Origin of the sequence: Streptomyces sp. A1277 (assembly GCF_004795015.1) — a bacterium.
In the GTDB taxonomy this organism is placed as follows: Bacteria; Actinomycetota; Actinomycetes; order Streptomycetales; family Streptomycetaceae; genus Streptomyces.
Window position 1 is genome coordinate 108,812 of sequence record NZ_SSBI01000013.1, and the last position, 26,162, is coordinate 134,973.

Annotated in this window: 27 protein-coding genes; 7 read left to right on the forward strand and 20 right to left on the reverse strand. The window is 70.7% G+C overall.

Annotated features, from left to right (window positions below):
* The first annotated feature begins 4 nt into the window (after positions 1 to 4).
* A complete protein-coding gene (locus E6R18_RS11600) occupies positions 5 to 799 on the forward strand; it encodes a VOC family protein (protein WP_136316794.1) in 795 nt (264 codons plus the stop codon).
* Between the two features lie 17 nt (positions 800 to 816).
* Here E6R18_RS11600 and E6R18_RS11605 read toward each other — a convergent pair whose 3' ends face one another.
* Genes E6R18_RS11605 through E6R18_RS11660 form a run of 12 tightly spaced genes read right to left on the reverse strand, consistent with a single transcriptional unit; the run spans position 817 to position 12,211 of the window.
* On the reverse strand, positions 817 to 1,227 hold the full coding sequence (locus tag E6R18_RS11605; RefSeq protein WP_136316795.1) for a holo-ACP synthase: 411 nt from the start codon (positions 1,225 to 1,227) through the stop codon (positions 817 to 819).
* A complete protein-coding gene (locus tag E6R18_RS11610; protein ID WP_136316796.1) occupies positions 1,224 to 2,612 on the reverse strand; it encodes a S8 family serine peptidase in 1,389 nt (462 codons plus the stop codon). Before E6R18_RS11610 ends, E6R18_RS11605 begins: the two co-directional genes overlap by 4 nt.
* A complete protein-coding gene (locus E6R18_RS11615) occupies positions 2,609 to 4,195 on the reverse strand; it encodes an amino acid adenylation domain-containing protein (protein WP_136316797.1) in 1,587 nt (528 codons plus the stop codon). Before E6R18_RS11615 ends, E6R18_RS11610 begins: the two co-directional genes overlap by 4 nt.
* Positions 4,192 to 4,755, reverse strand: coding sequence for an alpha/beta hydrolase (locus tag E6R18_RS11620; protein ID WP_240799687.1), 564 nt, complete (start codon positions 4,753 to 4,755; stop codon positions 4,192 to 4,194). The genes E6R18_RS11615 and E6R18_RS11620 overlap by 4 nt, the downstream gene beginning before the upstream one ends.
* 19 nt (positions 4,756 to 4,774) lie before the next feature.
* Positions 4,775 to 5,056, reverse strand: coding sequence for a phosphopantetheine-binding protein (locus tag E6R18_RS11625; protein WP_136316799.1), 282 nt, complete (start codon positions 5,054 to 5,056; stop codon positions 4,775 to 4,777).
* Between the two features lie 7 nt (positions 5,057 to 5,063).
* A complete protein-coding gene (locus E6R18_RS11630) occupies positions 5,064 to 6,599 on the reverse strand; it encodes a radical SAM protein (protein ID WP_136316800.1) in 1,536 nt (511 codons plus the stop codon).
* A gap of 23 nt (positions 6,600 to 6,622) precedes the next feature.
* Positions 6,623 to 6,937, reverse strand: a complete 315-nt coding sequence (locus tag E6R18_RS11635) for a ferredoxin family protein (protein ID WP_136316801.1) — start codon at positions 6,935 to 6,937, stop codon at positions 6,623 to 6,625.
* Positions 6,938 to 6,951: 14 nt separating this feature from the next.
* Positions 6,952 to 8,031: an aminotransferase class IV gene (locus E6R18_RS11640; protein ID WP_136316802.1), complete on the reverse strand. Its 1,080-nt coding sequence runs from the start codon at positions 8,029 to 8,031 to the stop codon at positions 6,952 to 6,954.
* Positions 8,028 to 9,281, reverse strand: a complete 1,254-nt coding sequence (locus E6R18_RS11645) for an ATP-grasp domain-containing protein (RefSeq protein WP_136316803.1) — start codon at positions 9,279 to 9,281, stop codon at positions 8,028 to 8,030. Before E6R18_RS11645 ends, E6R18_RS11640 begins: the two co-directional genes overlap by 4 nt.
* Positions 9,275 to 9,880, reverse strand: coding sequence for a bacilysin biosynthesis protein BacA (locus E6R18_RS11650; protein WP_136316804.1), 606 nt, complete (start codon positions 9,878 to 9,880; stop codon positions 9,275 to 9,277). The genes E6R18_RS11645 and E6R18_RS11650 overlap by 7 nt, the downstream gene beginning before the upstream one ends.
* Entirely contained in the window at positions 9,877 to 10,974 is a 1,098-nt protein-coding gene (locus tag E6R18_RS11655; RefSeq protein WP_136316805.1) for a branched-chain amino acid aminotransferase, read from the reverse strand. Before E6R18_RS11655 ends, E6R18_RS11650 begins: the two co-directional genes overlap by 4 nt.
* Entirely contained in the window at positions 10,967 to 12,211 is a 1,245-nt protein-coding gene (locus tag E6R18_RS11660) for a DUF6421 family protein (protein ID WP_240799688.1), read from the reverse strand. Before E6R18_RS11660 ends, E6R18_RS11655 begins: the two co-directional genes overlap by 8 nt.
* Positions 12,212 to 12,578: 367 nt before the next feature.
* Here E6R18_RS11660 and E6R18_RS11665 point away from each other — a divergent pair, with 367 nt between their 5' ends.
* Complete coding sequence (locus tag E6R18_RS11665; RefSeq protein WP_240799689.1) at positions 12,579 to 13,934, forward strand: MFS transporter; 1,356 nt, start codon at positions 12,579 to 12,581, stop codon at positions 13,932 to 13,934.
* A complete protein-coding gene (locus E6R18_RS11670) occupies positions 13,873 to 15,120 on the forward strand; it encodes an ATP-grasp domain-containing protein (RefSeq protein WP_240799690.1) in 1,248 nt (415 codons plus the stop codon). The genes E6R18_RS11665 and E6R18_RS11670 overlap by 62 nt, the downstream gene beginning before the upstream one ends.
* A gap of 424 nt (positions 15,121 to 15,544) precedes the next feature.
* Here E6R18_RS11670 and E6R18_RS11680 read toward each other — a convergent pair whose 3' ends face one another.
* The 7 genes from E6R18_RS11680 to E6R18_RS11710 form a co-directional block, all read right to left on the reverse strand.
* Entirely contained in the window at positions 15,545 to 16,027 is a 483-nt protein-coding gene (locus tag E6R18_RS11680; RefSeq protein WP_136316806.1) for a hypothetical protein, read from the reverse strand.
* 13 nt (positions 16,028 to 16,040) lie between these two features.
* Entirely contained in the window at positions 16,041 to 16,409 is a 369-nt protein-coding gene (locus tag E6R18_RS11685; RefSeq protein ID WP_136316807.1) for a metalloregulator ArsR/SmtB family transcription factor, read from the reverse strand.
* Positions 16,406 to 16,852 (reverse strand): SRPBCC domain-containing protein, encoded by a 447-nt coding sequence (locus E6R18_RS11690; RefSeq protein ID WP_136316808.1) that lies wholly within the window; start codon positions 16,850 to 16,852, stop codon positions 16,406 to 16,408. The genes E6R18_RS11685 and E6R18_RS11690 overlap by 4 nt, the downstream gene beginning before the upstream one ends.
* Before the next feature lie 195 nt (positions 16,853 to 17,047).
* Positions 17,048 to 17,839, reverse strand: coding sequence for an ATP-binding cassette domain-containing protein (locus tag E6R18_RS11695; RefSeq protein WP_240799691.1), 792 nt, complete (start codon positions 17,837 to 17,839; stop codon positions 17,048 to 17,050).
* Positions 17,840 to 17,930: 91 nt separating this feature from the next.
* A complete protein-coding gene (locus E6R18_RS11700; RefSeq protein WP_136316810.1) occupies positions 17,931 to 18,209 on the reverse strand; it encodes a hypothetical protein in 279 nt (92 codons plus the stop codon).
* 125 nt (positions 18,210 to 18,334) lie between these two features.
* Positions 18,335 to 18,700: a MauE/DoxX family redox-associated membrane protein gene (locus E6R18_RS11705; RefSeq protein WP_168712325.1), complete on the reverse strand. Its 366-nt coding sequence runs from the start codon at positions 18,698 to 18,700 to the stop codon at positions 18,335 to 18,337.
* A 308-nt stretch (positions 18,701 to 19,008) separates the two neighbouring features.
* Positions 19,009 to 19,218, reverse strand: a complete 210-nt coding sequence (locus E6R18_RS11710) for a hypothetical protein (RefSeq protein WP_136316812.1) — start codon at positions 19,216 to 19,218, stop codon at positions 19,009 to 19,011.
* A 431-nt stretch (positions 19,219 to 19,649) separates the two neighbouring features.
* Between E6R18_RS11710 and E6R18_RS11715 the strand changes: the two genes are divergently transcribed.
* From E6R18_RS11715 to E6R18_RS34810, 4 genes are all read left to right on the forward strand, one after another.
* Positions 19,650 to 22,421, forward strand: coding sequence for an FtsX-like permease family protein (locus E6R18_RS11715; protein WP_136316813.1), 2,772 nt, complete (start codon positions 19,650 to 19,652; stop codon positions 22,419 to 22,421).
* A gap of 200 nt (positions 22,422 to 22,621) precedes the next feature.
* Positions 22,622 to 23,491 (forward strand): ABC transporter ATP-binding protein, encoded by an 870-nt coding sequence (locus E6R18_RS11720; protein ID WP_240799692.1) that lies wholly within the window; start codon positions 22,622 to 22,624, stop codon positions 23,489 to 23,491.
* On the forward strand, positions 23,488 to 23,961 hold the full coding sequence (locus tag E6R18_RS11725) for a S26 family signal peptidase (RefSeq protein WP_136316814.1): 474 nt from the start codon (positions 23,488 to 23,490) through the stop codon (positions 23,959 to 23,961). The genes E6R18_RS11720 and E6R18_RS11725 overlap by 4 nt, the downstream gene beginning before the upstream one ends.
* A gap of 890 nt (positions 23,962 to 24,851) precedes the next feature.
* Entirely contained in the window at positions 24,852 to 25,070 is a 219-nt protein-coding gene (locus E6R18_RS34810) for an SDR family NAD(P)-dependent oxidoreductase (protein ID WP_240799696.1), read from the forward strand.
* Here the strand turns inward: E6R18_RS34810 and E6R18_RS11735 are convergent.
* Complete coding sequence (locus E6R18_RS11735) at positions 25,067 to 25,969, reverse strand: VOC family protein (RefSeq protein WP_136316815.1); 903 nt, start codon at positions 25,967 to 25,969, stop codon at positions 25,067 to 25,069. The genes E6R18_RS34810 and E6R18_RS11735 overlap by 4 nt on opposite strands.
* Positions 25,970 to 26,162: the final 193 nt, after the last annotated feature.

Below are 26,162 nucleotides of genomic sequence, written 5' to 3' on the forward strand. Positions count from 1 at the left end.
CACCATGCCCGCAGAAGCAGAGGGCACGCCCTGCTGGGCCGACGCGACGGTCGGCGACCTCGCCGAGGCGAAGCGTTTCTACGGTGAGCTGCTGGGCTGGACGTTCGGCGACACGCTGGACGAGTACGGCGGCTACACGCAGGCATTCGTGAACGAGAAGGCGGTCGCCGCGCTGATGCCCCGGCCGTCGGACGAGATGCCGACCGGCTGGACCCTGTACCTGGCCTCCCCGGACGCGGCGGCCACCGCGTCGAAGATCCGCGACCACGGCGGCACGGTCCGGGTGGAGCCCATGCGGGTCGGCGAGTTCGGCACGATGGTGGTGGCCACCGACCCGGGCGGGGCGGCCTTCGGCGTCTGGCAGCCCGGCAGCCACAAGGGGTTCGAGGCCCGGACGGTGCCCGGCGCGTACAACTGGGCCGAGGTCTTCACCCGCGACCCGGAGAAGGCGGACGCCTTCTTCCCCGCCGTCTTCGGATACGGCGTGCAGCGCATGGCGGACGACGCCGTCGACTTCACGCTCTACGACCTGGGCGCGGACCCGGTGCTGGGCCGCATGAGGATGACGGACGACTTCCCGGCGGAGGTGCCGCCGTACCTGAACGTGTACTTCACGGTGGCGGACTGCGACGCGGCCGTGGAGAAGGCGAAGTCGCTGGGGGCGACGCTGCGGTTCGGCCCGCTGACGATCCCGTTCGGCAGGTTCGCGGCGCTGACCGACCCGGACGGCTCACCGTTCTCGCTGATCGACAACGGGACGACGGGCGGCGAGATGCCGAAGCTGGAGGAGGTGGAGTGACGTAAGGGCCGGCGCCCCTACGTCTCGTCCCCGAGCCCTGCCACCATCGCGTGCGCCTGCGCCGCCGTGTGCGTGAGGCTGATCAGCCAGGTGCGGACGCCCGCCGCTTCCGCCAGCGCCGCCGCGCGGCCCGCGAGGTGGAGGGAGGGCTTCCCCTCCGGGGCCCGCCGGACCTCGATATCGGTGAGCGGCGCACCCGCGAGGCCCGTACCCAGTGCTTTCAGCACCGCTTCCTTGGCCGCGAACCGGACCGCGTACCGCTCGGCCGGGTCCTTCGGGATGTCGCAGTAGGCGCGCTCCGCCTCGGTGAACGCCTTGGTCCTGAAGGACGGTTGACGGGTGAGCACGCCCCGTATCTCCGCCACGTCCGCGAGGTCCGTTCCCACGCACAGGACCCGCCTGCCGACGAGGCCGTCCGCCCACGTCATGCGAGGCCCGGGACCGTGAGCAGCCCGTGGCCCACCGCCTCGTTCGGGCAGAGTCCGCCGCAGTCGTCGCCCGTCAGCGTCCGCCCCTCCGTCACCGGAAGGCAGGCGTCCGCCAGGTCCGCCGCGGTCAGCGCGCGGCCGTTGCCGATGCCCTGCTGCACCGCGAGCGCCACCACCCCGGCGGCGTAGGCCGTCGCCCCCGACGTCCCGCTGGACACCAGCCAGCCGTCGTCGGGGGCGGTGTTGTCGTACGCGCTGTTACGGCGGTCGAACATGCACCCGGGCTGGGTCGGGAACACCACGTAGTCGCCGTTCGGCAGCATGCCGCAGGGCCCTGACAGGTCGGGGACCCGTCGTCCGGGGAAGACGTCCGAGCGGTAGCTGGAGGCGAGGTCGGCGGCCCGCCTGCGCCCGTCCGGTGCCACGTGGACCCCGCCGACCGTGATGGCGCCCGGGGTCGCCACCGACTGGAACATGGCGGTACGCCGGTCGGTGGAGCCGTTCCCCGCGGCGAACAGGACCGTGATCCCGCGCCGCAGCGCGTTCGCGACCTCCAGGTGCAGATGCGGCTCCGCGCGCAGGGTGCCCCAGCTGCACGAGATGACGTCCGGTGCCAGCTCCACCGCCCGCTGGAAGGCCGCCACCGGGAAGGAGAAGCTTGCGCAGGCCATCTTGACCATGGTGAGCTCGGCCGCCGGGGCCACCGCGAGCAGCAGCGCCGACATGGCGGTGCCGTGGCCGCGTTCGTCCACGGCCGGGTCGAGGGCGGACAGCGCGGGGACGACCGTCGTGCGGTAGCCGTGGGCGCGGTGGTGCGGATGGTCGTACAGGCCGGTGTCGACCATCACCACCCGGACCCCGTCGCCCCGGACGCCCGCCTCGTGCGCCCGGCCGGCGTCCGCGAGGCGTACCGCGTCCTCGGGCAGCCGCAGGTAGCGGGCGTCGCGGGGCAGGGGCGGGGTGGCCCGGGGTGCGGGCGGGGCCCCGGCGCCCAGCTCGAAGCCCGCCCGGGGGGCCCGTACCTCCGCGACCAGCTCGGTGTGGAGCCGGGAGCGGAGCGGGCCGGCGGCGGCGAACTCGCGGCGGACGGTCTCCCGGATGTACTTGTTGCGCACCGGCCGCACCGCATGGCCGAAGACGTCCGCGAGCAGCGCGGGGGCTCCGGATACGGTGAGGCCCGCCTCGGTCCGGGCCTCGACGGCAAGCCCCTCGCGGGCGTACGCGTCGGCCAGCCGGTCCACGGTGCCGGGGGCCGGAAGGAACTCCTGCGCCCGGTGCCGCAGGAGCAGCGCGGGGTCGTCGCCGAGGGTGAGCCCGGTGGCCGAGCGGGGCACGACCGTCAGCACGCCGCACCGCTCGAAGCGGGCCAGCTCCTCGTCGCTCACCTGGACTCCGTCCCCTTCCCGGTCGCGTCCGCGACCTCCCGCAGCCGGGCGCGGTCGAGCTTGCCGGACGGCGTCAGGCTCACGTCCCCGTCGGCCAGGAACTCGATCCGGGCCGGCAGCATGTAGTCGGGCAGCCGCAGCGCGAGGCCGCGGCGCAGCTCCTCCTCGCTCAGGCCCGTGTCGCCGTCCCGCGCGCCCAGGACGAAGAGCATGACGGCCCGGCCGGTCAGCGGGTGCGCCACCGGGAGCGCGCAGCAGTCCGACACCCCGGCCACGGCCAGCGTCGCCGCCTCCACCTCGGAGAGGTGGACGAGGTTGCCGTTGATCTTCAGGGCGTCGTCGCGGCGCCCCAGGAAGACCAGGGCGCCGTCCCCGGGCCGCCGGCGCACGTAGTCGCCCGAGCGGTAGTAGCGGGTCCCCGAGCCGGCCGGAAGCTCGACCACGGACCGGGCGGTGCGCTCCGGCTCGCCGCAGTATCCCGCCATCACCTGCGCGCCGCCGATGAGGAGTTCACCGGTCTCCCCGTCCTCCACCGGCCGCAGCGCGTCGTCCACGACGAGCACGTCCACGGCCGGCAGCGGATGGCCGATGGGCAGGAACTCATCGCCGTCCCCGCCCGGGGCGTCGGTGAGGAAGAGCGTGGCGCTGTGGGTGGTCTCGGTGGGCCCGTACCCGTGCACGTACCGCAGTCCCGGTACGAGGGCGGAGAACGCGTCGAGGACCGACACCGGGCACGACTCGCCGCCGAACCACAGCCGCCGCAGCGAGCCGAGGTCGCGCCGCCCGGCGTCGCTGAACCGGCCGACCAGCATCCGGATCACGGACGGCACGAGCAGTGTGTCGGTGATCCGCCACTCCTCGATGGCGCGGGTGACCTGGGTGGGCATGCGCAGCCGGGGCAGCAGGTGGACGGTGCCGCCGACCAGGAACGTCGACCACAGGTCCACGACGGAGGCGTCGAAGAAGAGCGGCGCCACGTTGAGGAAGCGCATGCCGTCCTCGAAGCCGACGGTCTCCTGCACTCCGGTCAGCAGGGCGCACATCGACCGGTGGCTGATCACGACGCCCTTCGGGGAGCCGGTCGAGCCGGAGGTGAAGACGACGTACGCGTGGTCCTCGGGGCTCCGGCCGGCCACCTCGGCCGGCCGGGGTTCGGCCTCGGCCGACGGGTCCCAGCCGGTGCCGGCGTCCACGGGGTCCGCGCCCACCGTGACCACCTTCCCGGCCGGCGCGCCGTCGAGCAGCGCCCGGTAGGCGGGCTGGACCAGGGTGGCCGTGGGCGCGCACTTGCCGAGCAGCAGCGCGATCCGGGCCGCCGGCAGCGACTCGTCCAGCGGTACGTAGCGGGCGCCGAGCCGCAGCGCGGCCCACATGACCGCCACCGAGGCGGCGGACTTGTCCATCACCATCGCGACGGTCCCGCCCCGGCCCACGCCGAGCCCGGCCAGGAGGCCGGTCAGGGCCTGGACGCGCCGGGCGAGGGTCCGGTACGAGACCTGCTCGCCGGTCTCCAGGTCCACGACGGCCGTGGCCGTGCTGTCCCGCCGCCGCTCCAGCAGCTCGTCGGCGAGCGTGACGTTCATCGTTCCTCCAGGCGAGTCCCGTCGAGGCGGCGGCGGATCGCCTCCAGCAGCTCCGGGAAGGTGTCCATCTGCTGGTCGTACGAGCCGAAGTGGCCCATGCCGTGCATGGCGTTGAACGTGCTCCCGGTCAGTTCGTGCAGTTCCTCGGCGACCTCGAAGGGCACCCAGGGGTCGTCCTTCGAGTGGAACTGCTCGATGAACGACTGGTTGGCGCGGATCGCCTCCCAGTCCCACGGGGTGTCGAAGAAGCCGCTGCGCCGCTCCAGTTCGAAGCCGCAGTCGTGGTGGTGGCCGGCGACGGCGAAGGTGCCGAGGAGCGGTGCCTTCTCGGCGTACCGGAAGGCGGCCAGCGCGCCGGAGGAGTGGCCGACGATGACCGTCCGCTCGTCCGGGCGGATGACGTCGGTGAGGTACGGCAGCCAGTACCGCATCCGGCCCTTGATGGGGTCGGGGAAGGTCTCGGCCACCACCTCGGCGCCGAGGGCCTCCAGTTCCCGCTTGAGGTACGGGAACCAGATGCCCTCGACGCTCGCTCCGGCGTTCCCGTGGATCAGCACCACGCGCACGTCCGGACGGATCTCAGACAGGGGACACCTCGTCTTCGAGGAGTTCCTCCAGGAGACCGGCCAGCGAACCCAGGGTCGCGAAGTTCTCCGTCGTCAGCAGCTCGGGTTCGAGCTCGATGTCGTAGAACGTCTCGAAGGCCAGGGTCAGTTCGATCATCTGGGTCGAGTTGAGCGACAGACCGCCGTTGAACAGCGGGGTGTCGGTGTCGAGTTCGACCAGCTGCCCCGGGAAGATATGGGCGATCACCTCGCGGAGGTCGTCCTCGATCTCCTTCTGGGTCTTGCGGTTTTCCACCGGTGGTTCAGCTCCCCTCGGTCTTCGCGGGGCTGGTCTCCTTGGCGGTCTCCTCCGCCGACTTCGGGCGGGTCTGGAGGAAGAGCGGGGTGCGCGGGATGTTCTGCGCGTCCTGGTGGAAGGGGTTGCGCTTGTTCTTCAGCGACAGGTACATCGTGCGCCGGGCGCGGGCCTTCTCCTCGTCCGAGTAGAAGAGGAAGGCGATGTTGCCGGCGTTCTCCCGGCCGACCTCGGTGAGGGTCAGCTCCTCGTCGGTCTCGATCGCGTACTCGCCGGCGACCAGCCAGTCCACCTCGCGGCGGTACTTCTCGAAGTTGGCGACATCGGCCTTGCGGACGCTGCCGAAGACCGGGAAGAAGACCATGACCCGGTTCTCGACCTCGTCCTCGGAGCAGATGCGGCCCTGCTCGATCGGGATGATGCCTTCCTCGACCTCCCGCATCCACCGCTCGACGTCGGTGTGGTTGCGGTAGCTGCGCTCGCCCATGTAGTTCTCGGCGGCCGGGCCGATGCCGAGGGTGTAGCTGGCGCGGTAGCCGTTGCCGCCGCAGGCGTGGTTGAGGCCGATCTCGCCCGGGTCGTCCAGGTGGGTGAAGAAGTTGATCAGGAGCTGCTTGTCGTAGCCGTAGCCGGCCAGGCCCTCCTTGATCTGCCGGTACTGCTCCCGCTCGATGGCGCCCGACGGCTTCACCTCGGCGACCTTGCCGGCCCGGATCTGCTGGTCGAGGCGGGTGCCCTCCCACTGGTTGAAGCGGTACGTCTGCACGAAGCTGGGGCGCAGCTCGCCGCAGATGCCCTCCAGGTCCCGGCCCAGGACCTCGTCGTCCTGCCCGGGCAGGTTGTACATGAGGTCCAGGGCGAAGGTGCGGATGCCGGCCTTGCGGATGTTCTCGGCGGTCTGGTGGACCTGCTCGACGCTGGCCTTGATGGTGAGCTTGCGGCGGATGTCCTCGTCGAGGGTCTGCACGCCGAAGGAGATGCGGGTGATGCCGAGCGACTTCAGCATCTCGATGTAGCCGTCCTTGGAGAGCCCGAGCGGGCTGCCCTCCAGGGAGATGCCGTCGACCTCGCTCAGGTCGAACTCGCGGTGGACGGCCTCCAGGATGGTGGCCATCGACTCCTGCTCCAGGGCGGACGGCGTACCGCCGCCGAACTGGACGTACTTGACCTTGGTGCCCTGGAAGTACTTCGAGCGGGCGTTGCGCTGGATCTCCTTGACCATCGCCTGGACGAAGCGCTTCTGCCGCTCGCCCTGGTACTTCGCCGCCGACTCCTTGAAGCAGGCGCAGAAGTTGCAGAACGCCTCGCAGAACGGGATGTGGAAGTAGAGCAGGATGTCGGTCTGCTCCGGGTGGGACTGGCGGTCCAGGAAGGAGAAGTACTCGGCCTTCTTGCCCTCGGAGTCGAGGGCGTCCTGGAAGGCGCAGATCTTCGGGTAGAACCAGGTGACGTTGGTGCGCTTCTCGGGGCTCTCGAACTCGTCCTTCAGATAGAAGTTCGAGTCGAGGCCCAGCATGAAGGGGTTTTCGACGTGGGTCGTCATGACCTAGGCTCCCGCTCTTTGGGTCAGGAAGGCTGGCTGGAGGTCTCGGCGGGGGCCTCGGTGGGCTCGCCCTTGGTGCCCCGGCTCTCGAAGATGACCGGGTACTTGTTACTCATCTCGCCGTTGATCTCGATCCACTGGAACTTGTCCTCCGGCAGGTCGACGTCCGCCCAGATCGCCTCGGGCGGGCATTCGGCGACGCACGCGTTGCAGTCGATGCATTCCTCGGGGTTGATGTAGAGCATGTCGGGGCCCTCGTGGAAACAGCTCACGGGGCAGACGTCCACACAGTCCGTGTACTTGCAGCCAACGCATTCGTCGGTGACGACGTACGCCATGGTTCTCTCCTCCCTCAGGCGTGGACGGGGGCCACTTCGGTGATCCGCCGCATCCACCCGAACCGGTCGACGGACTCCCCCCGGTGGATGCCGTCCAGCAGGTCCCGGAAGCGGGCGGTCACCGCGCCGGCCTCCTGGGACGCGAGCCGGTACTCCTCGCCCTGGTGGCCGAGGGAGACCACCGGCGCCACCCCGGCGGCCGTGCCGGTGGCGAAGCACTCGGTGACCGAGCCGTCGGCGATCCCCTTGAGCACCTCGGCGAGCTCCACCGGCCGCTCGGCCACGGTGGTGCCCGCGTCCCGGGCCAGCTTCACGACGGAGTCGCGGGTGACGCCGGGCAGGACGGTGCGGTCGAGCGCGGGTGTGGTGAGCACGCCGTCGATCACGAAGAACGCGTTCAGCTCGCCGATCTGCTGGATGAAGCGGCCGTCTCCGTCGAGCCACAGCACGTGGTCGTTGCCGTAGTTGTCGGCGATCTCGGCGGGCACCACGCCCGCCGCGAGCCCGCCCGCCGTGTTCAGGTCACCGGTGCCGCCGGGCCAGGCCCGCACGTACCCGTCCAGGGTCATGGCCTTCAGCGGCTTCGCCTCCGCGGCCACCGGCACCGAGCCGAGCACGTAGAAGAGGCAGTGGTCCGCGGGCCCGGCGGCCAGTTCCGTGCCGTCCGCCGCGAGCACGGCCCGCAGCCGCAGACAAGCCCCCGCCTCCTGCGGCAGCCAGCCCTCGTCCAGCTCGACCATCGCCCGCACCGAGCTCCAGACCCGGTCGAAGTCGACCTGCGGCATCGCGAGCCGGCGGGCCCCGTTGTTCATGCGCTTGATGTGGCTGTCGGGCCGGAACACGGCGACCGTGCCGTCCGCGAGCCGGTACGCGGCGAACTCGTCCACGACCGTCTGACCGGCGAGCACGGCGGCGGCCGTGGGCCGCAGCGCCGGGATGGTGTCCCGGTCCGCCACGGTCAGCCCCTGCCAGCTGCGCCGCTTGCCGGTCCGCATGAAGAACGCGTGGTCGGTGAGGACGGCCCCGGCCGCCCCGGCCGCCCCGGGCCGCGGGCGCGGGGTGGTCGTCGGGGTGACGGTCAGTTCGTTGCTCATGCGGGGGCACCTTCCTTGTCCTGGTGGCCGACGCCGTCGACGTCGACCCTCACGTCTGCGAGGACCGAGGCGACGAGGCTCTCGACCCGGTCAAGGTCGCCCTCGAAGTGGATACGGGCGACCCGGTTGCTGAAAATGTCGCCCGGGTCGAGCACCGCCCCCGGTTCCGCTTCCGGCAGGAGACCGCGGAACTCGGCCGCCCGGGTGAAGGCGTCGATGCCGGGGAGCGTTCCGGCGAAGGTGCCGGGCCGGTCGGTGGTGACGAACGCGAGACCCGCGCTCACCGGCGACAGCGCGCCGGGGTCGTGGACCACCCCGCGCGCGGCGTCCGCCGTGGCCGCGCACAGGTCCACGCCGGGGCCTGCGAGCACCAGTTCGGGGATGTTGTCGCCGGCGAGCCGGGCCCCGACCTCGATCAGGACGGGGCCGCGGTCGCGGACGATCCGGGTCTCGATGTGGAACGGGCCCACCGTGAGGTCGAAGGCGGCCACGACCTGGCGGGCGAACCGCTCCAGGACCTCGCCGTGCGGCGAGGACTCCGGGGCGGTGGCGATGTGGCCCGTCTCGAAGAAGTCCGGCGGGGCGGAGAGGAACTTGGTGGTGACGCTCGCGAGGTGCGGCCCGTCGGCGTCGACCCAGCCGTCGAGGGAGAACTCGGGGCCCTCCACGTACTCCTCGACCACGGCGGTCCGGCGCGGGTTCGGGTGGAACTTCACGTCCTCGCCGGGGTCGTGGACGAGCGCGCAGGCCCGGGCGTACTCCTCCTGGTCGTGGCAGAGGCTCACCATCAGGCTGCCGCCGCAGTCGACCGGCTTGACCACGACCGGGAAGGGCAGCGGGCAGGGCCCCGCCGCCTCGGGGCCGACCGCGACCGAGCGCGGGTGGGCGACGCCGCGCTCCTCGCACCGCTGCCGCATGACGTCCTTCTGCCGCACGGCCTCGGCCGCACCGGCGCCGAGCGCGGGCAGCCCGAGGGTCCGGGCCAGTTCGGCGGCCTCCGGCACCGCGTACTCGAAGCCGGCGACCACCCCGGTGGGCGCGGCGCCGGTCTCCGCGACGGCCTTCTCGACCAGGCGGAGCAGTCCGGCCGCCCCGGCGTCGGGGTGCCAGTCGACGACGGTCGCGCCCAAGTGCACCTCGGGCGGGAGCAGTCCGGGGAACTGGGTCGGAACGAGGCAGGGGACGCCGGCGGCCACCATGCGGGCGGTGAGCCGGACCCCGGCGGACAGGGGCTGGACGACGATCAACATGCGCTTGTGCCCCCCGCGCCGGTGCGGGCGCCGTCCCCGAGGGTCCGGCCGACGTGCAGCGTGAAGATCATCGGCACCGGGCCGAAGTTCTCGATCAGCCGCAGGCCCTCGGCCGCCGCGGCGGGTCCGGTGGTCACGCAGGCGTCGTACCGCCCGGCCGCGCACAGCGCGGCGGCGCGCGAGTTGCTGCTGGTCAGCGTGACCTCTCCGCGCTCCGCCACCAGGCTGCTGGGGGCCGGGTGGCTGACGATCGTGGACACGGCGGTGTGGTCCGGGCGCCCGGCCAGCACCATGTCGTGGGTGTCGAGGATGAAGCTGTCGGCCATCTCCAGGCGGTGCAGGTTCTGGAAGACGAGGTCGTGCAGCCGGGGGTAGACGGCGCAGGCGAGGATGGCCTCGGTGCTGTCGAAGGCCATCGCGTCGAGGCCGTCCTCCACCTCGGCGTGGAGCACCACCTTGCCGGCGACCCCCCGCTCCGCGAGCCAGTGGTGGGCGGCCTTCTCCAGGTTGGTGCCCGAGGGCCCCAGGGTGTGGATCACGGTGACTCTCGACAGGGCGCCGACCCGGTCGCCCTTCGAGGTTGCGTGGTGGTCGTTCATGCGCGTCCTCCCCCGTTCTCGTCAGCCCGCAGGACGGTCCGCAGCCAGCCGTGCGCGTCGGGCGTACGTCTGTGCTGGGCGTCCAGCAGGCTGCTGCGCAGCAGCGCGGTCATCGGTCCCTCTCCTCCGTCGCCGACGGTCATGTCCTCGCCGCCGATGCCGATCCGGCCCACCGGGACGACGACACCGGCCGTGCCGCAGGCGAACACCTCGGCCAGCTCGCCGGAGCGCAGGCCGGCGCGGACGGCGTCGATCGTGGTGTGCTCCTCGGCGGCCGCGATCCCCTGGTCCTTCGCCAGGGTCAGCAGCGAGTCGCGGGTCAGGCCGCGGACGATGGTCCCGTCGCACGGCGGGGTCGTCACCCGGGGCTCGGCCCCGTCGCGCCAGACCAGGAAGAGGTTCATGGTGCTGAGTTCCTCGATGCGGCTCCGCTCCAGCCCGTCGAGCCACAGCACCTCGTCGTACCCGGCGGCCTGCGCCTCGGTACGGGTGAGGAGGCCGGCGGCATAGTTGCCGGCGCACTTGGACTCGCCGGTGCCGCCGCGTACGGCACGCACCGTCTCGGTCGCGGTGGTCACCGACAGCGGACGGAAGCCGGCCCCGAAACAGGGGTCCGCCGGGTAGGCGAGGATCACGCACCGGTAGCGCTTCGAGGGCCGCAGCCCCAGGTCCGGTTCGGTGGCGATCAGGAGCGGCCGCAGGTAGAGGCTCTGCCCGTAACCGCCCGGCACCCACCGCTCGTCGGCCGCGACCAGGGCCGCACACGCCCGTACGAACAGCTCGGCGGGCATCTCGGCCATCGCGAGCCTGGCGGCGGACCGGGCCAGTCGCCGCCCGTGGTCCTCGGGGCGGAACAGGTGCACCGAACCGTCCTCGGCCCGGAACGCCTTCAGGCCCTCGAACACCGCCTGGCCGTAGTGGAGTCCGAGCGTGGCCGGGTCCATGGCCAGGTCGGACCAGGGCTCGACGCGCGGGTCGGACCAGCCGGTGCCGGCGTCCCAGTCGACGACGGCGGTGTGTCCGGTGGAGTGGCGGCAGAAGCCCGGGTCCTTGAGGATCGCTTCGAGCTCCGCCGTGCCGCAGGGCTCAGACATGGACCTCGGCACCCCACAGGTCGAGCGGCGCGAGCGGGCCGCCGTACCGGTCGGGTTTGGACCCGGGGCGGCGCAGCAGCGTCCCGAAGAGGAAGTCCACGGCACCCGACTTGTAGGCGGCATCGTCCTCGTTGCGCTCGATCTCCTCGATCAGGCCCACGAGTTCACGTACCGACTCCACGATCCGGGCCTTCGGCCCCAGGCTGCGGCGCCCCTGCTCGTCCTGGGTGAACAGCCCCTGGGAGGCGAGCCAGGTGCCCAGGGCGAAGCCGGTGCCGGCATCGAAGTTGCGCAGCGGCTCGGGCTGCGCCGGGTAGCGGAACAGCCGTTCCAGGATGATGTACTCGAACACGACCGGGCCGTACGGCACTTCTTCCTCGAAGCAGGCGATCGCCGACTTCATGTCGACCTTGAGCTCCTCCAGGAGTCCGGGCCGCCAGGTCGTCTTGATCGCCAGGTGCTGATCGAGGGGGCGCGGGCCGGTGTGGTGGAAGTAGTCGTGCATGTACCCCCAGACGCAGCGCGCCTGGTAGGTGTCCTCCGGGTCCACATGCGCGGAGACGAGCTCCGCCTCGCCCGCGAAGGGCGAGCCGGGTCCGCACAGGCGCTCCGTGATCGCCAGGGTGTGGGCGTAGATCTCGGTGTGCCGGTTGAAGAAGAACCAGGCGAAGTTCTGGTCCGTGCAGCGGGTGGCGGCCGGGATGTTCTCGGGGAAGAAGACCACGCAGTTGCCCTCCCGCAGGCCGCGGGAGGCGGACAGCAGCCGGGTGGACTGGAAGACGGCCTTGGGGTGCGGGTAGCCCGCCTGGAGCCGAGGCGTGCTGTCCGGGTCCTGGCGGATCACCGAGAACGCCTCGATGTGGACGTCGTGCCGGTCGCTGTTGGGGAGTGTCACGGGCCCCACGAACGCGGCGGCCTCGCCGTCCTCGGGGGCGGGTACCGCGTCCCGGGTGCTGTCGAAGTGCGGCACGCCCTCGCAGCCCGCTTCCTGCCAGGCCCGCAGGTCCTTGCAGGTGGCGGCGATCTGCGCCGGGGGCATCAGGCCGTGCAGCCCCTCGACGGACGTACACACGGCGTCGACGGCGAAACGTATCTCCTCGTCGGAGCCGGCCCGGGCGCCACCGTCCGCCTGCCCGTCGCCTCCGCCGCGCCGACTGCGCAGTTCCCGAAGGGAGTCGACCGCTGGGATGACGTTTCGCTCGAACTCCAGAAGCGTGGCAACAGTACGCGGCCCCACAGCACCCCCCGTTAAGTGGCCCTCGGACGAGCCCCGCGGGGAATGTGCCTGATCGGCACCTCATCCGAACCATTCGACCAGGAAGCTAGCCCCGGACTCCCGTGCAGGCAAGGGGCGTTCGGATGTTGGTACATCCCCCAGTCCTGTCCCCGCTCAGCGGACGGAACGGCGATCCCGGTGTACGGCCTGCGGGCGACTGCCGAGTGCTTATACTCTGGCACCGCCCTGCGAGTGAGCGCATTCGCCCGACACCTCGGAACGCGGACACGGCCACGGGTTCGTCCTCCGGCTGACCATGACCATGCCCATGTCCATGCCCATGGAGAGCCTGTTCAACGGACTCGGTGACACGAATGACGGGGGGAGCATGACCCACGAAGCGAGCAAGGACACGGCCGATGCGCCCGTGGGGGACGGGGGCGGCGATCCGCAGACACCACCGCACGCCTATATGCCGGGCCCGCAGGTGGCGCGTTTCGTGGGTGGCCGCGGACTGGCCGCACTCGGTGACCAGTTCCTCCTGTTCGCCATTCCGCTGCTCGCCTACAAACTGACGGGCAGTGCGTCGCAGACCGGCCTGATCTTCCTGGTCGAATGGCTGCCCCGGGTGATATTCCTGCCGGTGGCCGGGGTGTTCGCGGACCGAATACGCAGCTACCTCCTGTACATCGGCTCGGACTTCGTCCGCTCGGCCCTCGGGCTGACCGCGTTCGCCCTGATGTTCCTGATACCCGACGGGAAGTTCATCACCCTGTGCGTGCTCGCCGCCGGCATGTCGGTGGCCGGCGCGCAGTCCTACGTCGCCCTTGAGGCCACGCTCCCCCGGTTCGTCCCCATGGACCAGATGGTCCGGGCGCAGTCGATCATCCAGGGGACCGAGCAGACCAGTGAGGTCATCGGCCCCGTGCTGGCCGCGCTGCTCGCCTCGGCGCTCCCGACGACCAGCCTCCTCGCGGTGATCGGCGCGGTGTACGGCCTCACCATGCTCAACACCCTTTCCCTGCGGCGCTGGTTGCGCACCGAGACGCTCGCCGGAGCCGCCGGGGAACCCACCACGATCCGCTCGGTGGCCACCGGCATCGCCGAGGGCGTGACGACCCTGCTGAAACTGCCCGCGATCCTCGGCCTGGTCGGACTGACCATGACGGTCAACCTCATGGTCGGTGTCGGCATGGCCACCAGCGCCGCCACCACCGTGGGCGTCTTCCACCAACCGGACAAGTACTACGGGGCGTTGAGCACCGGAGCCGGGATCGTCGGCATCCTGACGTTCTTCGTCGTCCCGAAGGTGACGAAGCGGCTGAATCCTTTCGCCGCCCTGATGACGTCCTACTCCCTGATCTGCCTGGGCGGCATCGGGGTGGGCCTGGCGAACACCTTCACCCAGTACGCGGTGAGCTACGCGGTCCTGCTCGGGACCGTCGGGTTCTTCAACGTCGTCATACGCACGGAGCGCGTCAGGAGGATTCCGCGCGAGCACTTCGCGAAGACGATCGCCATCATCATTCTCCTGAACCAGTTGTCCCTGCCTGCGGCCGGACTCCTGGTCACCCTCTTCACCACGTCCTTCAGCCCCCAGAGCATCGCCCTGGGTTCCGTCATCGGCTCCGTCTGTGCCGTCGCCCTACTCCTTCCGCTTCTCGCACGCCTGAGGACCTACCATGCGCATCCTGATCCTGCACCGAGTCACGGACAAAATGATCCGGCACGCGACCGGAATTGACCACGCGGCCCACGACGTCACCTACGTCGGCCCCGCGGACCGGCTGGCCACCCTTCCGTCCGACCTCCGCTGCACGCGCATCGAGCGCCCGGACACCGGCGACCTCACGGAAGAGGTGCTGACCGCCGTCGAGGGGCTGCCCGCCTTCGACATGGTCCTCGCGCTCTCCGAGTTCGACCTGATCGCCGGCGCCCGGGTGCGGGCGGCCCTCGGCGTGCCCGGTGACACGGAGGAGGAGATCCGGCCCTGGCGCGACAAGGTGGTCATGAAGTCCATGGTCGCCGCGGCCGGTCTGCGGGTCCCCCGGTTCCTGTCCCTGACCGAGGCCCTGGCGGCCGGGCCCGATGGGCTGCCCTGGACCGGCGAGACGGTGCTCAAGCCGCTGGACGGCGCGGCGGCCATGAACGTCCACATCTACCCGACGCCGGCCGAGGCCCTGGCCGCCGTGCGCGAGGCCGGGGTGGTGCCCGAAGGCGCCGAGCGGGACGGCTTCGAGGTCGAGGAGTTCGTCACCGGCCCCATCATCCACGTGGACGGCATGCTGATCGACGGCAAGCCCATGTCGGTCCAGGCCAGCCGCTACGTCGGCACCTGCCTGGGCTACGCGGAGGGAACGCCGCTCGGCTCCGTGCAGATCGAGCTGACCCCGGAGCTGAGCCGCTGGACCCTGGACTGTCTCGCCGCCGTCAACATCACCACGAGCCTCTTCCACCTGGAAGGCATCGAGACCCCGGACGGGGTGGTGTTCCTGGAGGTCGGCGCCCGCTTCGGCGGCGCGGACGTGGTGGACACCTTCGAGCTCGCCACCGGAGTGCACCTGCCCTCGCGCTACCTGCAACTGGTCACCGGCGGTGTGGCCGCCGAGGAGCTGTCCTGGCCCGAGGCCGACGGGTCCCGCTACGGCTGGTTCTGCTGGCCGAGCCACAAGCTGGGCGCCGAGTACTGCCGGATCGAGGGCGCGGAGGCGTTCCGCGAGAGCCCGCTGGTGTACCGGTGGAGCCAGCGGACCGAGGACGAGCCGATCAAGACGGTGCTCAGCTACGCGGACACCGACATCCCGCTGGCCGGCGTCGTCGGCCCCGGCGACTCGGCCGAGCTCGACCGCTTCCTGAGCGACGCCTTCTCTTCCATACGCGTCGAACCCGTCACCCCCGCGGAGCCGGCCGGCCCGGAGTCGGCCGGCTGACAGTGGTTGAGTGTCAGGCGGGGCTCCTGACCAGTGGTTGGGTGTCAGGCGGGGCTCCGCGTTGCGGGCGAGTTCGTGCGCTTGTCCGGGCCACCGGACTCCGGCAGCCGGGTCGACGCTGCCGTACTCGGGGTCGATCGTGCCGCCGGAGTTGCGGGTGCAACTGCCGGCGGACTCGCCGATGGTCTTCACGTTCGCCCTTGCCGTTACGGCTGGTGCCGATCACGAAGTGCGCCGGGTCCTTGCTGGACGGGCTGCCCACGTTCTGGTCGAACCAGGTGTCGGTCCAGTGCCGGGTGGTGAGTTCTCCGGTCGGGTCGCCGTCGCCGGCGCAATCCTCGGGGAGGGAGCCGTCCCCCTGCTCGCAGCCGGTCCTCGGGGGGACGGGGACCGGGTGTCCGGTCTTCGGCTCGGGCGCCGCCTTTCAGGCCGGCCCAGGGACGGCGACGCGAAGATCGAGGAGCTGTTGCGTATGCACGGGCACGTGGTCTTCGGCGAGGCCGCCGATGAGGTTTGCCAGCGAAACCGGCCGGTCCAGCACGAGTGCGTCATTGGACAGCAGGAGCGACGGCACCGAAACCGAGGCGGCTTCCTCGTTGAGCTGATCGGCGACGTCGCACAGGACCGCGGCCTGACGCCGGACATGATCGATCAGGTCCGCCCGGCCTGAGTGCTCGGTGATGATCCGGTCGAGGTTCCAGGTGTCGAGGGAGATCCGGTTGTCGAAGGTGGGCCGCGCGCCGGCGACGACGCCCAGAGCAACCGCTGCGATCGAGGCGTCGACGCTGAGGAGATGGGCCAGTATCCGGTCGGCGTTCCAGCCTCCGTCGTCCGCGTCGCCCAGGTCCGGAACGGCCGCCGCATCGAGCAACCGTTCGTAGGCACTGCGAAGTTCTGTCGTGTCCATAGCGTGCTTCCCTTCAGTCGGGGCGTGTCGCACTCGAATCCCGCTCCGCTGCCTCAGCGACGCGTTTGATGTGCGCCAACCGCCGGTCCCAGTCGGCCGCGAGCGAGGCCATCCACCCGGCCGTCGTGTCCAGCGCCGCGGGCCGCACCGAGTACCGCACCTCGCGCCCGATCCGGCTGCCGGAAACCAGCCCGGCGGCGTCCAGGACGGCGAGGTGCTTGACCACCGCCTGCCGCGAGACGGGAAGGTGTTCGGCCAGCGTCGTCGCGGTGGCCTCGCCCTGTGCGGCGAGCAGATCGAGCAGTTGACGTCGCGTCGGCTCGGCCAGCGCACCGAGGACGCTGTCGACGACCTCGGCGGCGCCGGGACGTTCTTCCGTCACGAGAAGGGCTGTTCGGCGCGCGACTTGAGCGCGTCGAGCTCCAGGGGCCAACCTCCGCTGTGGTCCTTCAAATTCTGACCGCGCAGTTCCTCGGACCCGGCCAGCGCCGCGAACCCGCTCTCGACGACGCGCAGCCGCGTCCGGTCGCCTTCCGGGGTCAACGTGAACTCCACGAGGGTGCTGTTGTCCTCGCGCAGCTCTTCTCCGGGGAACGCGCTGGTCCAGCGGTACGCCAGGTACGTGGGCGGCTCGACCTTCTCCACACGCACCGGGAAGTCGCCGTGCTCGGCGTTCTTCGCCATCATCGACTCCCCCTCCCTGGCCACGGTGCCGGGCAGGCTCGCCTTGTCGGCCACCCAGAACCCGGGCTGGGCCACCAGCGACCAGACCCGCTCCAGGGGTGCCGCGATCAGGGTCTCGCGCTCGATCCGGTCCTCGCTCATGAGGGGGCTCCTCCGCCGTTGCCATTGAGTGCAACTCCAGGGTTGCACATCGACCCTTTAGGCGCAACACGCGAGTTGCACCTGGGGGCTCCCCGTAGCCTTCCCGACCAGGGGCGGGGCGCGTGACGAGCCGCACCCCCGGGTGAGCAGGCAACTACACGCGACGAGGAGATTCTTGTGCTCGGTGCGGGTCTGCTATTCGTCCGCCAGTCGGTAGCCGTCCGCCTGCGAGCGGAACATGCGCGCGTACTTTCCGTCCAGGTCGAGAAGGGCGGAGTGCGTGCCTTCTTCCACCACCCGGCCCTGCTCCAGGACCAGGATCCTGTCCGCGTCGCGGACGGTGTTGAGCCGGTGGGAGATGAGCAGGCTGTTCCGGCCTCGCCGGTGTTCCCGGAGTCCGAGGTGGATCTCGCGCTCGGCAACCGGGTCCAGCCCGGAGGAGGGTTCGTCGAGTATCAGCAGGTCGGCGTCGGTCCGAAGAAGTGCCCTGGCCAGGGCGACGCGCTGCCATTGGCCTCCGGACAGGAGCACACCGGTCCTGTCCGGAGCCGGGTCCGGATCCGGGGGCGCGGAGCGTGACAGCCGACGTCGCCCGCGGCCCGGCACCGTGGTGGTCGAGGCGGGCTCGGGCAGGTGCATCCGGCTGAGCCGGGTGTCGTAGCCGTGAGGCAGTGCGTGGAGGACGGTATCGATGCCGGCCCGGTCGGCCGCCCTGCGCAGCCTCGGCCGGTCCCCCGCCGCGCCGAGGTCGCCGATGGCGATGTTGTCGGCGGCGGACATGTCGTACGCCATGAAGTCCTGGAACACCACGCCGATGCGGCGACGCAGCGAGGGCGGGTCGACGGCCGACAGGTCGGTGTCGTTCCAGGTGACCTCGCCCCGCGTCGGCCGGTAGAGACCGGCCATGAGTTTGACGAGCGTGGACTTGCCCGCGCCGTTCAGGCCCACAAGCGCCACGGACTCGCCGGGGCGGATCTCCAGGTCCACCCCGCGCAGGACCCATTCATGGCTGGGGTGGTAGCGGAACCAGACATCGCGAAGAGCGATGCCTTTGGTGAGGGGCGGCGCCTCGCACAGGTCACTGGCCGGTGCCAGGCGCGGACCGACCAGCTCGCTGTAGTGAAAGGAACGCGATCAAGGTGCGTCGCCCGCTGAGGAAGTCCAGGTTCAGCGAGGTGCCGTCATCGGCCATGACGTCGAAGGCGGGCACGGAACCGCCGATCGCCAGGCCGGCTCCTGAGGCAGGATCCATGGGCATGCCGAGGAAGCGGAGCCGGCGTATCACCGCAGCGCTCACGGCAAGGTTGAGCAGGCAGAGCAGACCGAGTACGACGACAGCGGCCGTCAGGACAGTCATGGCGGGAAAATCTCCTCCGGAAGGGTACGGAACGGTCGGGGGCGAAGCCAGGGGGCGGCAACCCGGCAGAGGGGAAGGCGGCGCGATCGCCCCGAGAGCGGGGACGCGCGCCCGTCGGGCGTACGTCAGGCCGGGTCCGCCAGCAGCTCCGTGAGGTCGTCCCACAGGACCACGACCCAGCTGAGCGCGGCCGCGACCACGAGGGCGACGAGCAGGGCCGGGGCGGGGTGACGAACCGTGCCGTCCGCGTACGTGCCGGCCAGGCCCAGGCAGGCCATCGCCACGAGCAGTCCGTCGCGCAGGAGTTGTGCCCGGCGGACGGGCGCGCGGGAGCCGCCGAAACAGTGGCAGGCCACCTGTGCTCCCCGCCGCACGGCCCGGGCCAGCACAAAGCTGAAGACCAGCAGCAGGGCGAGCGCTCCTACGAGGGCCGTGGCGGCGGTGGCCGGCGCGATCAGCAGCACGGCAAGCGCGGCTTCGGCCGCCGGCACCGCCTCAGGAGCGGCGACGACGGCCCGAAGGCGATCACCCTGGATGCGAGCGGGCCCCCGAGAGCCACCGCGGCTTCACGGAACGCCCCGTACGCCCGCGGGGACCGGACTTTGGCCGCGGCGGAGAGTACGAAGACCACCGCCAGGACCAGGCGGGCCTCCAGCTGCGCCCAGTACCACACGGCTGACACGATGCCTCCGTTCGCGCCGGATACTGTCGAAGGCGCGTGGGGGCGAATTGCGGTCGCCTCCACGCGCTGCCGCGTCGACGCGGTCCCGTACTACCGCGTCAACGTGTCAGCCGCTGCTCAGGGGCAGGTGGCTGACGTGTAGGGAGCCCCGCCGATGCCGACCCGGCATTGCCGTGCGCTGCCGGTGCAGGCGTTGCGCTGCTGCAGGACGTAGGTCGAGCTGGTGAAGATCGTTTTCCATGGGTCCCAGCAGGCTGCGGACGCCTTCGCGGCCGGCAGGACGACCCGCAGGATCCGGCCGCCCACCCGGTCGAACGTGCGACGCATGCAAACTCCTCAAGTCGGCTGGTCCGTGGTCCCGGTTCACACCGCGGACGCATCACGGCAGCGGGTGAACCGGCCTTACTGTTGCGCAATTGCTCATCTAACACTGCAACTTTGCGTGCACTAGATGCAAAAAAACAAACACTCAATGAAAAGATCATGAATTCTGGATCTCGTGGCGCCCCATTTCGCCACCTGGGGCACATACCGGACACGTTGATCCGATAGGTGCGTGCATCGTATTGACGCTCCCGGACTCCCGGTGTGAACATCTCCTCCCGTCAGGCACAAGCGACTGCCCGGCTTCGGCCTGCGACGGACGCGGCACCGGGGGCAGCCGCCGATCCAGCCAGGGGGAGCTCGTGTGGCACACGGTCAGGGCACAGATCGGATTCCGGTCCGGACGGGCGGTGGCACTGCTCACCGCACTGGTCGTGGCAGTCACTTCCTTCACCGTGCTGACCGCGACCGCGGGCCGTCAGCGCCTTGAGGTCCGGGGCACAGTGGCAGCCAACTCCCGTGGCGCATACGACCTGTTGGTGCGGCCACCCGGAGCTCGGTCCCGGCTCGAAACACAGCAGAAGCTGGTTTCGGCCACGGCGCTGAGCGATCTCCAGGGAGGCATCAGCGAGGAGCAGTGGCAGCGGATCCTGAAGATTCCGGGGGTTCAGGTCGCGGCGCCCGTCGCCGTCGTCGGTTACATGCCGTCAACTGTCCATCTGCCGGTCGATGTATCGAAGTTCGTCCGCCCGGGCGAGAAGGCCCAGCTATGGCGCCTGAAGCCGGAGCTGATCTCCGAGCAGGGCCTGACGACGGTCCCGGGCGAGAGCTCGTACCTCTACGTGACGCCGCAGCGGCTCGATCACCCGAAGGGCGGACAGGGCGGAAGCGGAAAGGGCGCGGAGCTGAGCGGGCAGATCGATCTGGTCGGCGCGGACGGGGAACGGCGGGAGGTCTGCAGCGTGGCAACCGGGAACGACCCGAAGACCAATCGGGCCGAGGGCCTGGTTCCCACCTGCGGGTCCACCCACTCGCGCAACAACGTCAACCAGCCCGGCGCGGCCAGTCCGAAAGCCACCGGGACGGGCATCGACCCCCCGGCCGGCATCGGCTACGTCACGTGGCGCTTCCCGTATCTGGTGGCGGCGGTGGATCCGGTCCAGGAGGCCCGCCTGGTGGGCCTGGACAAGGCGGTCCTGGAGGGCTCGTATTTCGCACCGGCCCAGAAGACGGCGGTCGTCGAGCGCGACGGTTCGCGGTTCGCGGACATCCCGGTGCTGCTGGCCGACCGGTCCCCGGTCGAGGAGAAGCTGCGCGTCGAGGTCGAGGAACTCTCCCCCGAGGCGGCCGAACACATCTCCTCGGGAGAGAACTCGGGCACCCTGGCCCGGTCGCTGCCCGGCGCTCGCGCCCTGCGCAGCCACAGCGTGGAGTTCACGTCCGACACCGCGTACGACGCCATGAGCCGCGGTCTCGGCCAGAAGGAGCCGTCGCCGGGAGAGCCGTTCGCGTGGAGCAACCTGAGCTACTTCCTCAGCGCCTCCCCGGTCACATACGGTTCGTCCGGCGGCCAGTTGGCCGCCCGCTCCGTCCAACAGGGCCCCATGCTGGAACCGGACCTGGGGGAAGGCGAGCTGGGCGATGGATCCGATCTCGGGGACACGGCCGTGCGGTCGCTGGACCAGCACGTCTCACACATGTACGTGGGCAGCAACACCACCGATGAGCCCATGCCCCTGATCAAGCCGATCGGCCGTTTCGATCCCGACAGGCTCACGGCCGAGCAGAGCCACCTCGGTGCGGTGCCGCTGGAGACGTTCTTCCCTCCGCAGGCCGAAGGCGCCGACGCGGCCTCCAAGGCGGCGCTCAAGGGCAAGTCGCTGCTGCCCAACGGCAACGTCGCGGGTCTCCTGTCGGTCGCCCCCTCCATGATCACCACGCTCTCCTCCCTACCGCTCTTCCACGACCCCAGGCAGTTCAGCGGGATCAACCGCCAGGGGGGCGTGAACGCCGCCAAGCCGATCAGCGTGATCCGCGTCAGGCTGGACGGCACCCTCGGCACCGATGCCCTCTCCCGCGAACGGGTACGGCTGGCCGCGGAACAGATCCGGACCCGCACCGGGCTGGCCGTCGACATCACCATGGGCTCCTCGCCGACCGCCGTCGACGTCGTCAACCCGGCCGGCAAGTTCGGGCGGCCCGCACTGACTCTACGTCAGATGTGGTCCCGCAAGGGGGTGGCCACCGCGATCGCCGACGCGGTGGACCGCAAGTCCCTCGTCCTGTTCCTGCTGGTCCTCGCGGTGTGCGCGCTGTTCGTCACGGGTGCCACGTCCGCGGCGGTGCGGTCACGCCGCACCGAGCTGGGGGTGCTCGCCTGTGTGGGCTGGCCGGCCCGAAAGCTGTTCGCGCTGATCCTGGCCGAGGTGGTCACGATCGGCGCGGTAGCCGGGCTGGTCGGAGCCGTACTGGCCGTTCCGGCAGGGGCCCTGGCAGGGGTGGAGGTGCAGTGGTCGCGGGCGCTCCTGGCGATTCCGGCGGCGATGGGGCTGGCCGCTCTGGCCTCGCTGTGGCCGGCCCTGCAGTCCGCGCGCTCCCACCCGGGTGAGGCGACACGCCCCTCGGTGAGCGCGCGCGCCCACCGTACGAAGGTCACCGGCGTCTCAAGCCTCGCCTGGGCCAACGTACGCCGGGTGCCCGGGCGGACGGCGCTCGGCGCGATGGCGCTGGCCGGCGGGGTGGCGGCACTGGTGATCCTGATCGGGATCGGCGCCGCGTTCGAGGGGGAGGTCGCCGGCTCCCTGCTCGGGAACGCCGTCACGGTCCAGGTTCGCACGACCGACTACGTCGCCGCCGCGATCACGGCCTTCCTCGGCGCCGCGAGCGTGGCCGACGTCCTCTACACCAACATCCGTGATCGCGCTGCCGAGTACGCCCTGCTGCGGGCCACCGGCTGGCCGGACAGCTCCCTCACCCGGCTGGTGCTCAGCGAGGCGGCTCTCACGGCCACCGCAGGGGCGGTGCTCGGCGCCGGACTCGCGCTCTTCGCCTGCTCGGCGCTCACCGGCGGGTACAGCCCGCTACTCGGGTGGGTCGCCGGAGCCGTGGCCGGTGCGGCGGTCCTGACCACCGTCGCCTGTGCGGCGCTGCCTGCGCGGACGCTCCGAACGGGTTCGACAGCGCAGACGCTGGCGGAGGAGGAGTGACGCGGTCACCGCAGGGAGCCGAGGCACGGCAGGTCCCCCGCCCGCGCCGGGAACCCGTCGCCGACCGCGGCCGCACAGCCCCGCTCGGAACCGGCCTCCCGGTGTCCGGCCGCACCCCGGCAGGACGCGATCAGGTCTGCCACCCCCGGCGCGCGGCCGGACACCGGGAACGAGCCACGGAGCCACCGAGGAGAACAGCAGTGAAATTCCGCATCCCGAAGACCCGAACCACTCCCCCGGCGGACGCGAGCGCCCCGGGAACCGTGATCGCCGCCGAGTCCGTCGTGAAGGTGTTCGGATCCGGCACGGCCGACCCGGTAACCGCCGTTGATCACGTCTCGCTCACGCTGGAGGCGGGCAGCAGTGTGGCGCTCATCGGGCCGAGCGGCTCGGGCAAGTCGACCCTGCTGCACCTGCTCGGCGCGATCGAAGCCGCCGACGGCGGGAGCATCACGGTTGGCGGCACCGAGATCACGGCATCCGGACGGGCCGAACTCACCCGCTACAGAGCCGGCATCGGCTTCGTATTCCAGCGCTTCCACCTCCTGCCCGCGCTGACCGCCCGGGACAACGTGGTTGCCCCCGTACTGCCCTACCGCAGCCGCGCGTCCGCACTGGAACGGGCCGGCGAACTCCTCGCCGCCGTCGGCCTGGCAGGCCGTGAGGACCGGCTGCCGTCGCAGCTCTCGGGTGGCCAGCAGCAACGCGTGGCCATAGCCCGCGCCCTGATCAACCAGCCGGCCCTGCTGCTGGCCGACGAACCCACCGGCAACCTCGACTCCGCCACGGGCACGGAGATCATCGAGCTGCTCCTGCGCCTCAACATCGAACAGGGCACCACCCTCGTCCTGGCCACCCACGACATGAGCATCGCCGCGCGCTGCGGGCGCGTCGTGAGCATGCGGGACGGCCGAGTCCTGGAGGACCGCCTCACCACACCGACCCCGGCCGACGTCCCCGCCGGAGAGGCCCGCAACGAGAAGGGAGCGGACACCGCCCCGGCCCCTGCCGCGGCACCTGCGCCAGGACATCAGTCAGAACACCCGGCAGGACCGGCCGTACGGCCATGACCCGGGGCGGCGCCACCCCATGGATCCTGGGCGGGGCAATCGCCCTCCTGGCAGTGGCCCGCTCGTCACTGCTTCTGATCACGGTCGAGGGCATCAGCATGGAGCCCTCCTACGCCGACGGAGACCTGCTGCTCATGGTGCGCCGCCCGTTGGCCCGGCCGCGGCGGGGGCAGGAGATCATCCTGCGGGAACCACCGGGGGGCGACGTGGCAGCGCCACGGGCGGCCGGCAGCCAATACGCCGTCAAGCGACTGGCCTCCACACCCGGCCAGCCGGCCCCTGTGGGAACCGCCGGTGTCACCCACCGGATGCCCGTGCCGGCCGGCCACGTGGCGGTACTCGGCGACAACGCCGCGCACAGCACGGATTCCCGCGAGTGGGGCGTGCTGCGGAACGACCAGGTGGTGGGCGTGATCCTGGGGCGGGTACGGCGAAGCGACGGGAAGCGACAGAGGGGTAGGACCTGGTGACACCGTTGAAACCAGGCGGGTTGGATCGTAGCGAACCGGACCGGGCCGCTGGACCAGGGCACGACGGCCACGAAGTCGTCGTCGGCCGAGCGGGCCCCGCACTCAACCTGATTGAGCAGGCAGTACGAGTACATCCTTGAGGCTGTCATCACCGAGGTCGCCGCGGATCGTGCCGGGCACGGCCGGAGTGGGGCCGGTGTGCCCGATCAGCCGGCGCAGGCGAACATGGATGCCGGGTCCGCCCTACGTCGGCTTCCCGTGAGCATCTTCTTGACGCGCGCGGAGTTGACCACGGCGATGCTGGGGCGCGAGCGGAGGATCGACAAGCGTTTGACGGAGCGTGGCAACCCCTCAACGGCCGTGGGACCGCCGCGCAATGCGCGTTTCCCCAGGTCAGAACGATTCTGCCTGGGGACGCTCGATGGGGCGGGTGGGACTCGAACCCATTCAAGTGACGCCTCTCACCTGCGGTGATGCCGAGACAACGGACAAAGTGGCCCGTTTCCGTCCCACTGGATCCCGCTCGATCCAGCTGTAACGGGAACCGTGCGGCGTTCGCCGCACCACTGCGGCAACGGGAGCACCGCTCCGGAGGGCGCCGGGAAATGCCCGCCCTCGCCATCACCGGTCCCCCTCAATCACAGACGTGCCGCCCCAACGCCCCACACCTCAGTCCAGCCACTCTCCGTAATAAGAGACTCGCATGTTCGCCGATGCGGCGAGCGGCGCGAGGTAACGAATCGACCCCGGTCTCAGCCGGAAGCCGGGTAGCCGGGGGCAGCGCGCGTCGAGATGGATCGGGACGTCTCGCGTTCGTCGGGCTGGAGCTGCAGCACAGCCTGCCGTCGAGCTCGCTGCGCGAAAGGGCAGGGAGCCAGGACCTCGTCTGAATCGTCGAGTCGGCACGCGACCGATACGGCAAGCTCGACGTCCTCGTCAACAATGGCGGGGTCGGCCTGATCTCCCTTCTCGACGACCTGCGCGTCGAGGACTGGGAGGAGATGATCGACGTCAACCTCAAAGAGGTTCTGTACGGGATCGCCGCACCCCTTCCCGTTATCCGGGAGCAGGGCTTCGGGCACTTCGCGGGCCTGTGGGGGTGGGCCTAACCTTGGCCGACCGTCTCCTCGACGCACTGGCGTACGGACTTGCTCGCCGAGAAGCGGAGCGTGTTCCCGGAGGGGTCCTGCACCATCAGGCCGTTGCCGTCGCGCTCGTGCGGGTAGTCAGCTGCGGCAAGCTGCTCGGCCAGCGTCTCGATCGCTTCCGGGTGGAGTAGCAGGCCAGCCGTGATCAGCCGGGCGGTACCGACGGCCGCCGGCTTGCCTCCCTGCGGGCTGAACCGGTTGGTGAAGACGAGCAGACTGCGGTCGTCGGCCACGCCAACGCCGATGAACCCGTCCCTCATCCGGGCGTAGATATTCAGCCCAAGTAGGTCGCAGTAGAACTGTCTGGTGTTCACGAGGGCGGCATCGGTCACTTTGAGCTGGACGTGTCCCATCTCGGTCCCGGGCGGTATACCTGCGGGCACGTTCGCGCCCGGCTCGTCGAGAAGGTCCCGCAACTCGATCGGTGCTGCGACGACGACGGGCAGGCCCTCGTCGGTCCACTGCCATTCCTCCCTCGGGCAAGCCCACGTCGCTTCGATCGTATGACCATCGGGATCAGTCACGTAGCACGACTGGGACACGACGTGGTCGCGCAGGTCGATCGCAATGCCGGCGTCCAGGTGCCGCTTGGCGAAGCGGGCCACGTCTGCCCTGGCGGGCACCAGCGGCGCAAAGTGGCTGAGGCCGGGGCTTGACGGCGGAGGCGGGACTGCTCCAGGAAGCTCATGGAGGTCAACCAGCACGCTCTTCTCTACGCCGAGTTGCGCGCGCTGCGACTGGCGGCCCAGGAGGCGGAAACCTGCGACTTCCGTGTAGTACCGCACGCTGCGTTCCACTTCGGCAACCGTCAGCTCGACGGGGCCGAGAGCGAGTGTCTGATCCATCAGATAGCCGGTCACTGGCTGATTCCTCCGAATGTGCTGCGGCTCCCCTGGGGAGACAGGGCGTGAGCCGCACGTTGGTGTGCTTCGGACCTGCTCGGTAAATGTGGCCGTAGTTGCTTGGGTCGGCACACCTGGCCTCAACGCAAACCGGTGATCTCCGCTCGCGATGGCCGCAGGTCCCGTCTGCTTTCACCGGTCGGCGGCCGGG

Coding starts and splice junctions, on each gene's coding strand:
- E6R18_RS11600 (WP_136316794.1), top strand. CDS start 5: ATGCCCGCAGAAGCAGAGGGCACGCCCTGCTGGGCCGACGCGACGGTC.
- E6R18_RS11605 (WP_136316795.1), bottom strand. CDS start 1,227: ATGACGTGGGCGGACGGCCTCGTCGGCAGGCGGGTCCTGTGCGTGGGA.
- E6R18_RS11615 (WP_136316797.1), bottom strand. CDS start 4,195: ATGAACGTCACGCTCGCCGACGAGCTGCTGGAGCGGCGGCGGGACAGC.
- E6R18_RS11630 (WP_136316800.1), bottom strand. CDS start 6,599: ATGACGACCCACGTCGAAAACCCCTTCATGCTGGGCCTCGACTCGAAC.
- E6R18_RS11635 (WP_136316801.1), bottom strand. CDS start 6,937: ATGGCGTACGTCGTCACCGACGAATGCGTTGGCTGCAAGTACACGGAC.
- E6R18_RS11640 (WP_136316802.1), bottom strand. CDS start 8,031: ATGAGCAACGAACTGACCGTCACCCCGACGACCACCCCGCGCCCGCGG.
- E6R18_RS11645 (WP_136316803.1), bottom strand. CDS start 9,281: ATGTTGATCGTCGTCCAGCCCCTGTCCGCCGGGGTCCGGCTCACCGCC.
- E6R18_RS11650 (WP_136316804.1), bottom strand. CDS start 9,880: ATGAACGACCACCACGCAACCTCGAAGGGCGACCGGGTCGGCGCCCTG.
- E6R18_RS11655 (WP_136316805.1), bottom strand. CDS start 10,974: ATGTCTGAGCCCTGCGGCACGGCGGAGCTCGAAGCGATCCTCAAGGAC.
- E6R18_RS11665 (WP_240799689.1), top strand. CDS start 12,579: ATGACCCACGAAGCGAGCAAGGACACGGCCGATGCGCCCGTGGGGGAC.
- E6R18_RS11670 (WP_240799690.1), top strand. CDS start 13,873: ATGCGCATCCTGATCCTGCACCGAGTCACGGACAAAATGATCCGGCAC.
- E6R18_RS11680 (WP_136316806.1), bottom strand. CDS start 16,027: ATGGACACGACAGAACTTCGCAGTGCCTACGAACGGTTGCTCGATGCG.
- E6R18_RS11690 (WP_136316808.1), bottom strand. CDS start 16,852: ATGAGCGAGGACCGGATCGAGCGCGAGACCCTGATCGCGGCACCCCTG.
- E6R18_RS11700 (WP_136316810.1), bottom strand. CDS start 18,209: ATGACTGTCCTGACGGCCGCTGTCGTCGTACTCGGTCTGCTCTGCCTG.
- E6R18_RS11710 (WP_136316812.1), bottom strand. CDS start 19,218: ATGCGTCGCACGTTCGACCGGGTGGGCGGCCGGATCCTGCGGGTCGTC.
- E6R18_RS11725 (WP_136316814.1), top strand. CDS start 23,488: ATGACCCGGGGCGGCGCCACCCCATGGATCCTGGGCGGGGCAATCGCC.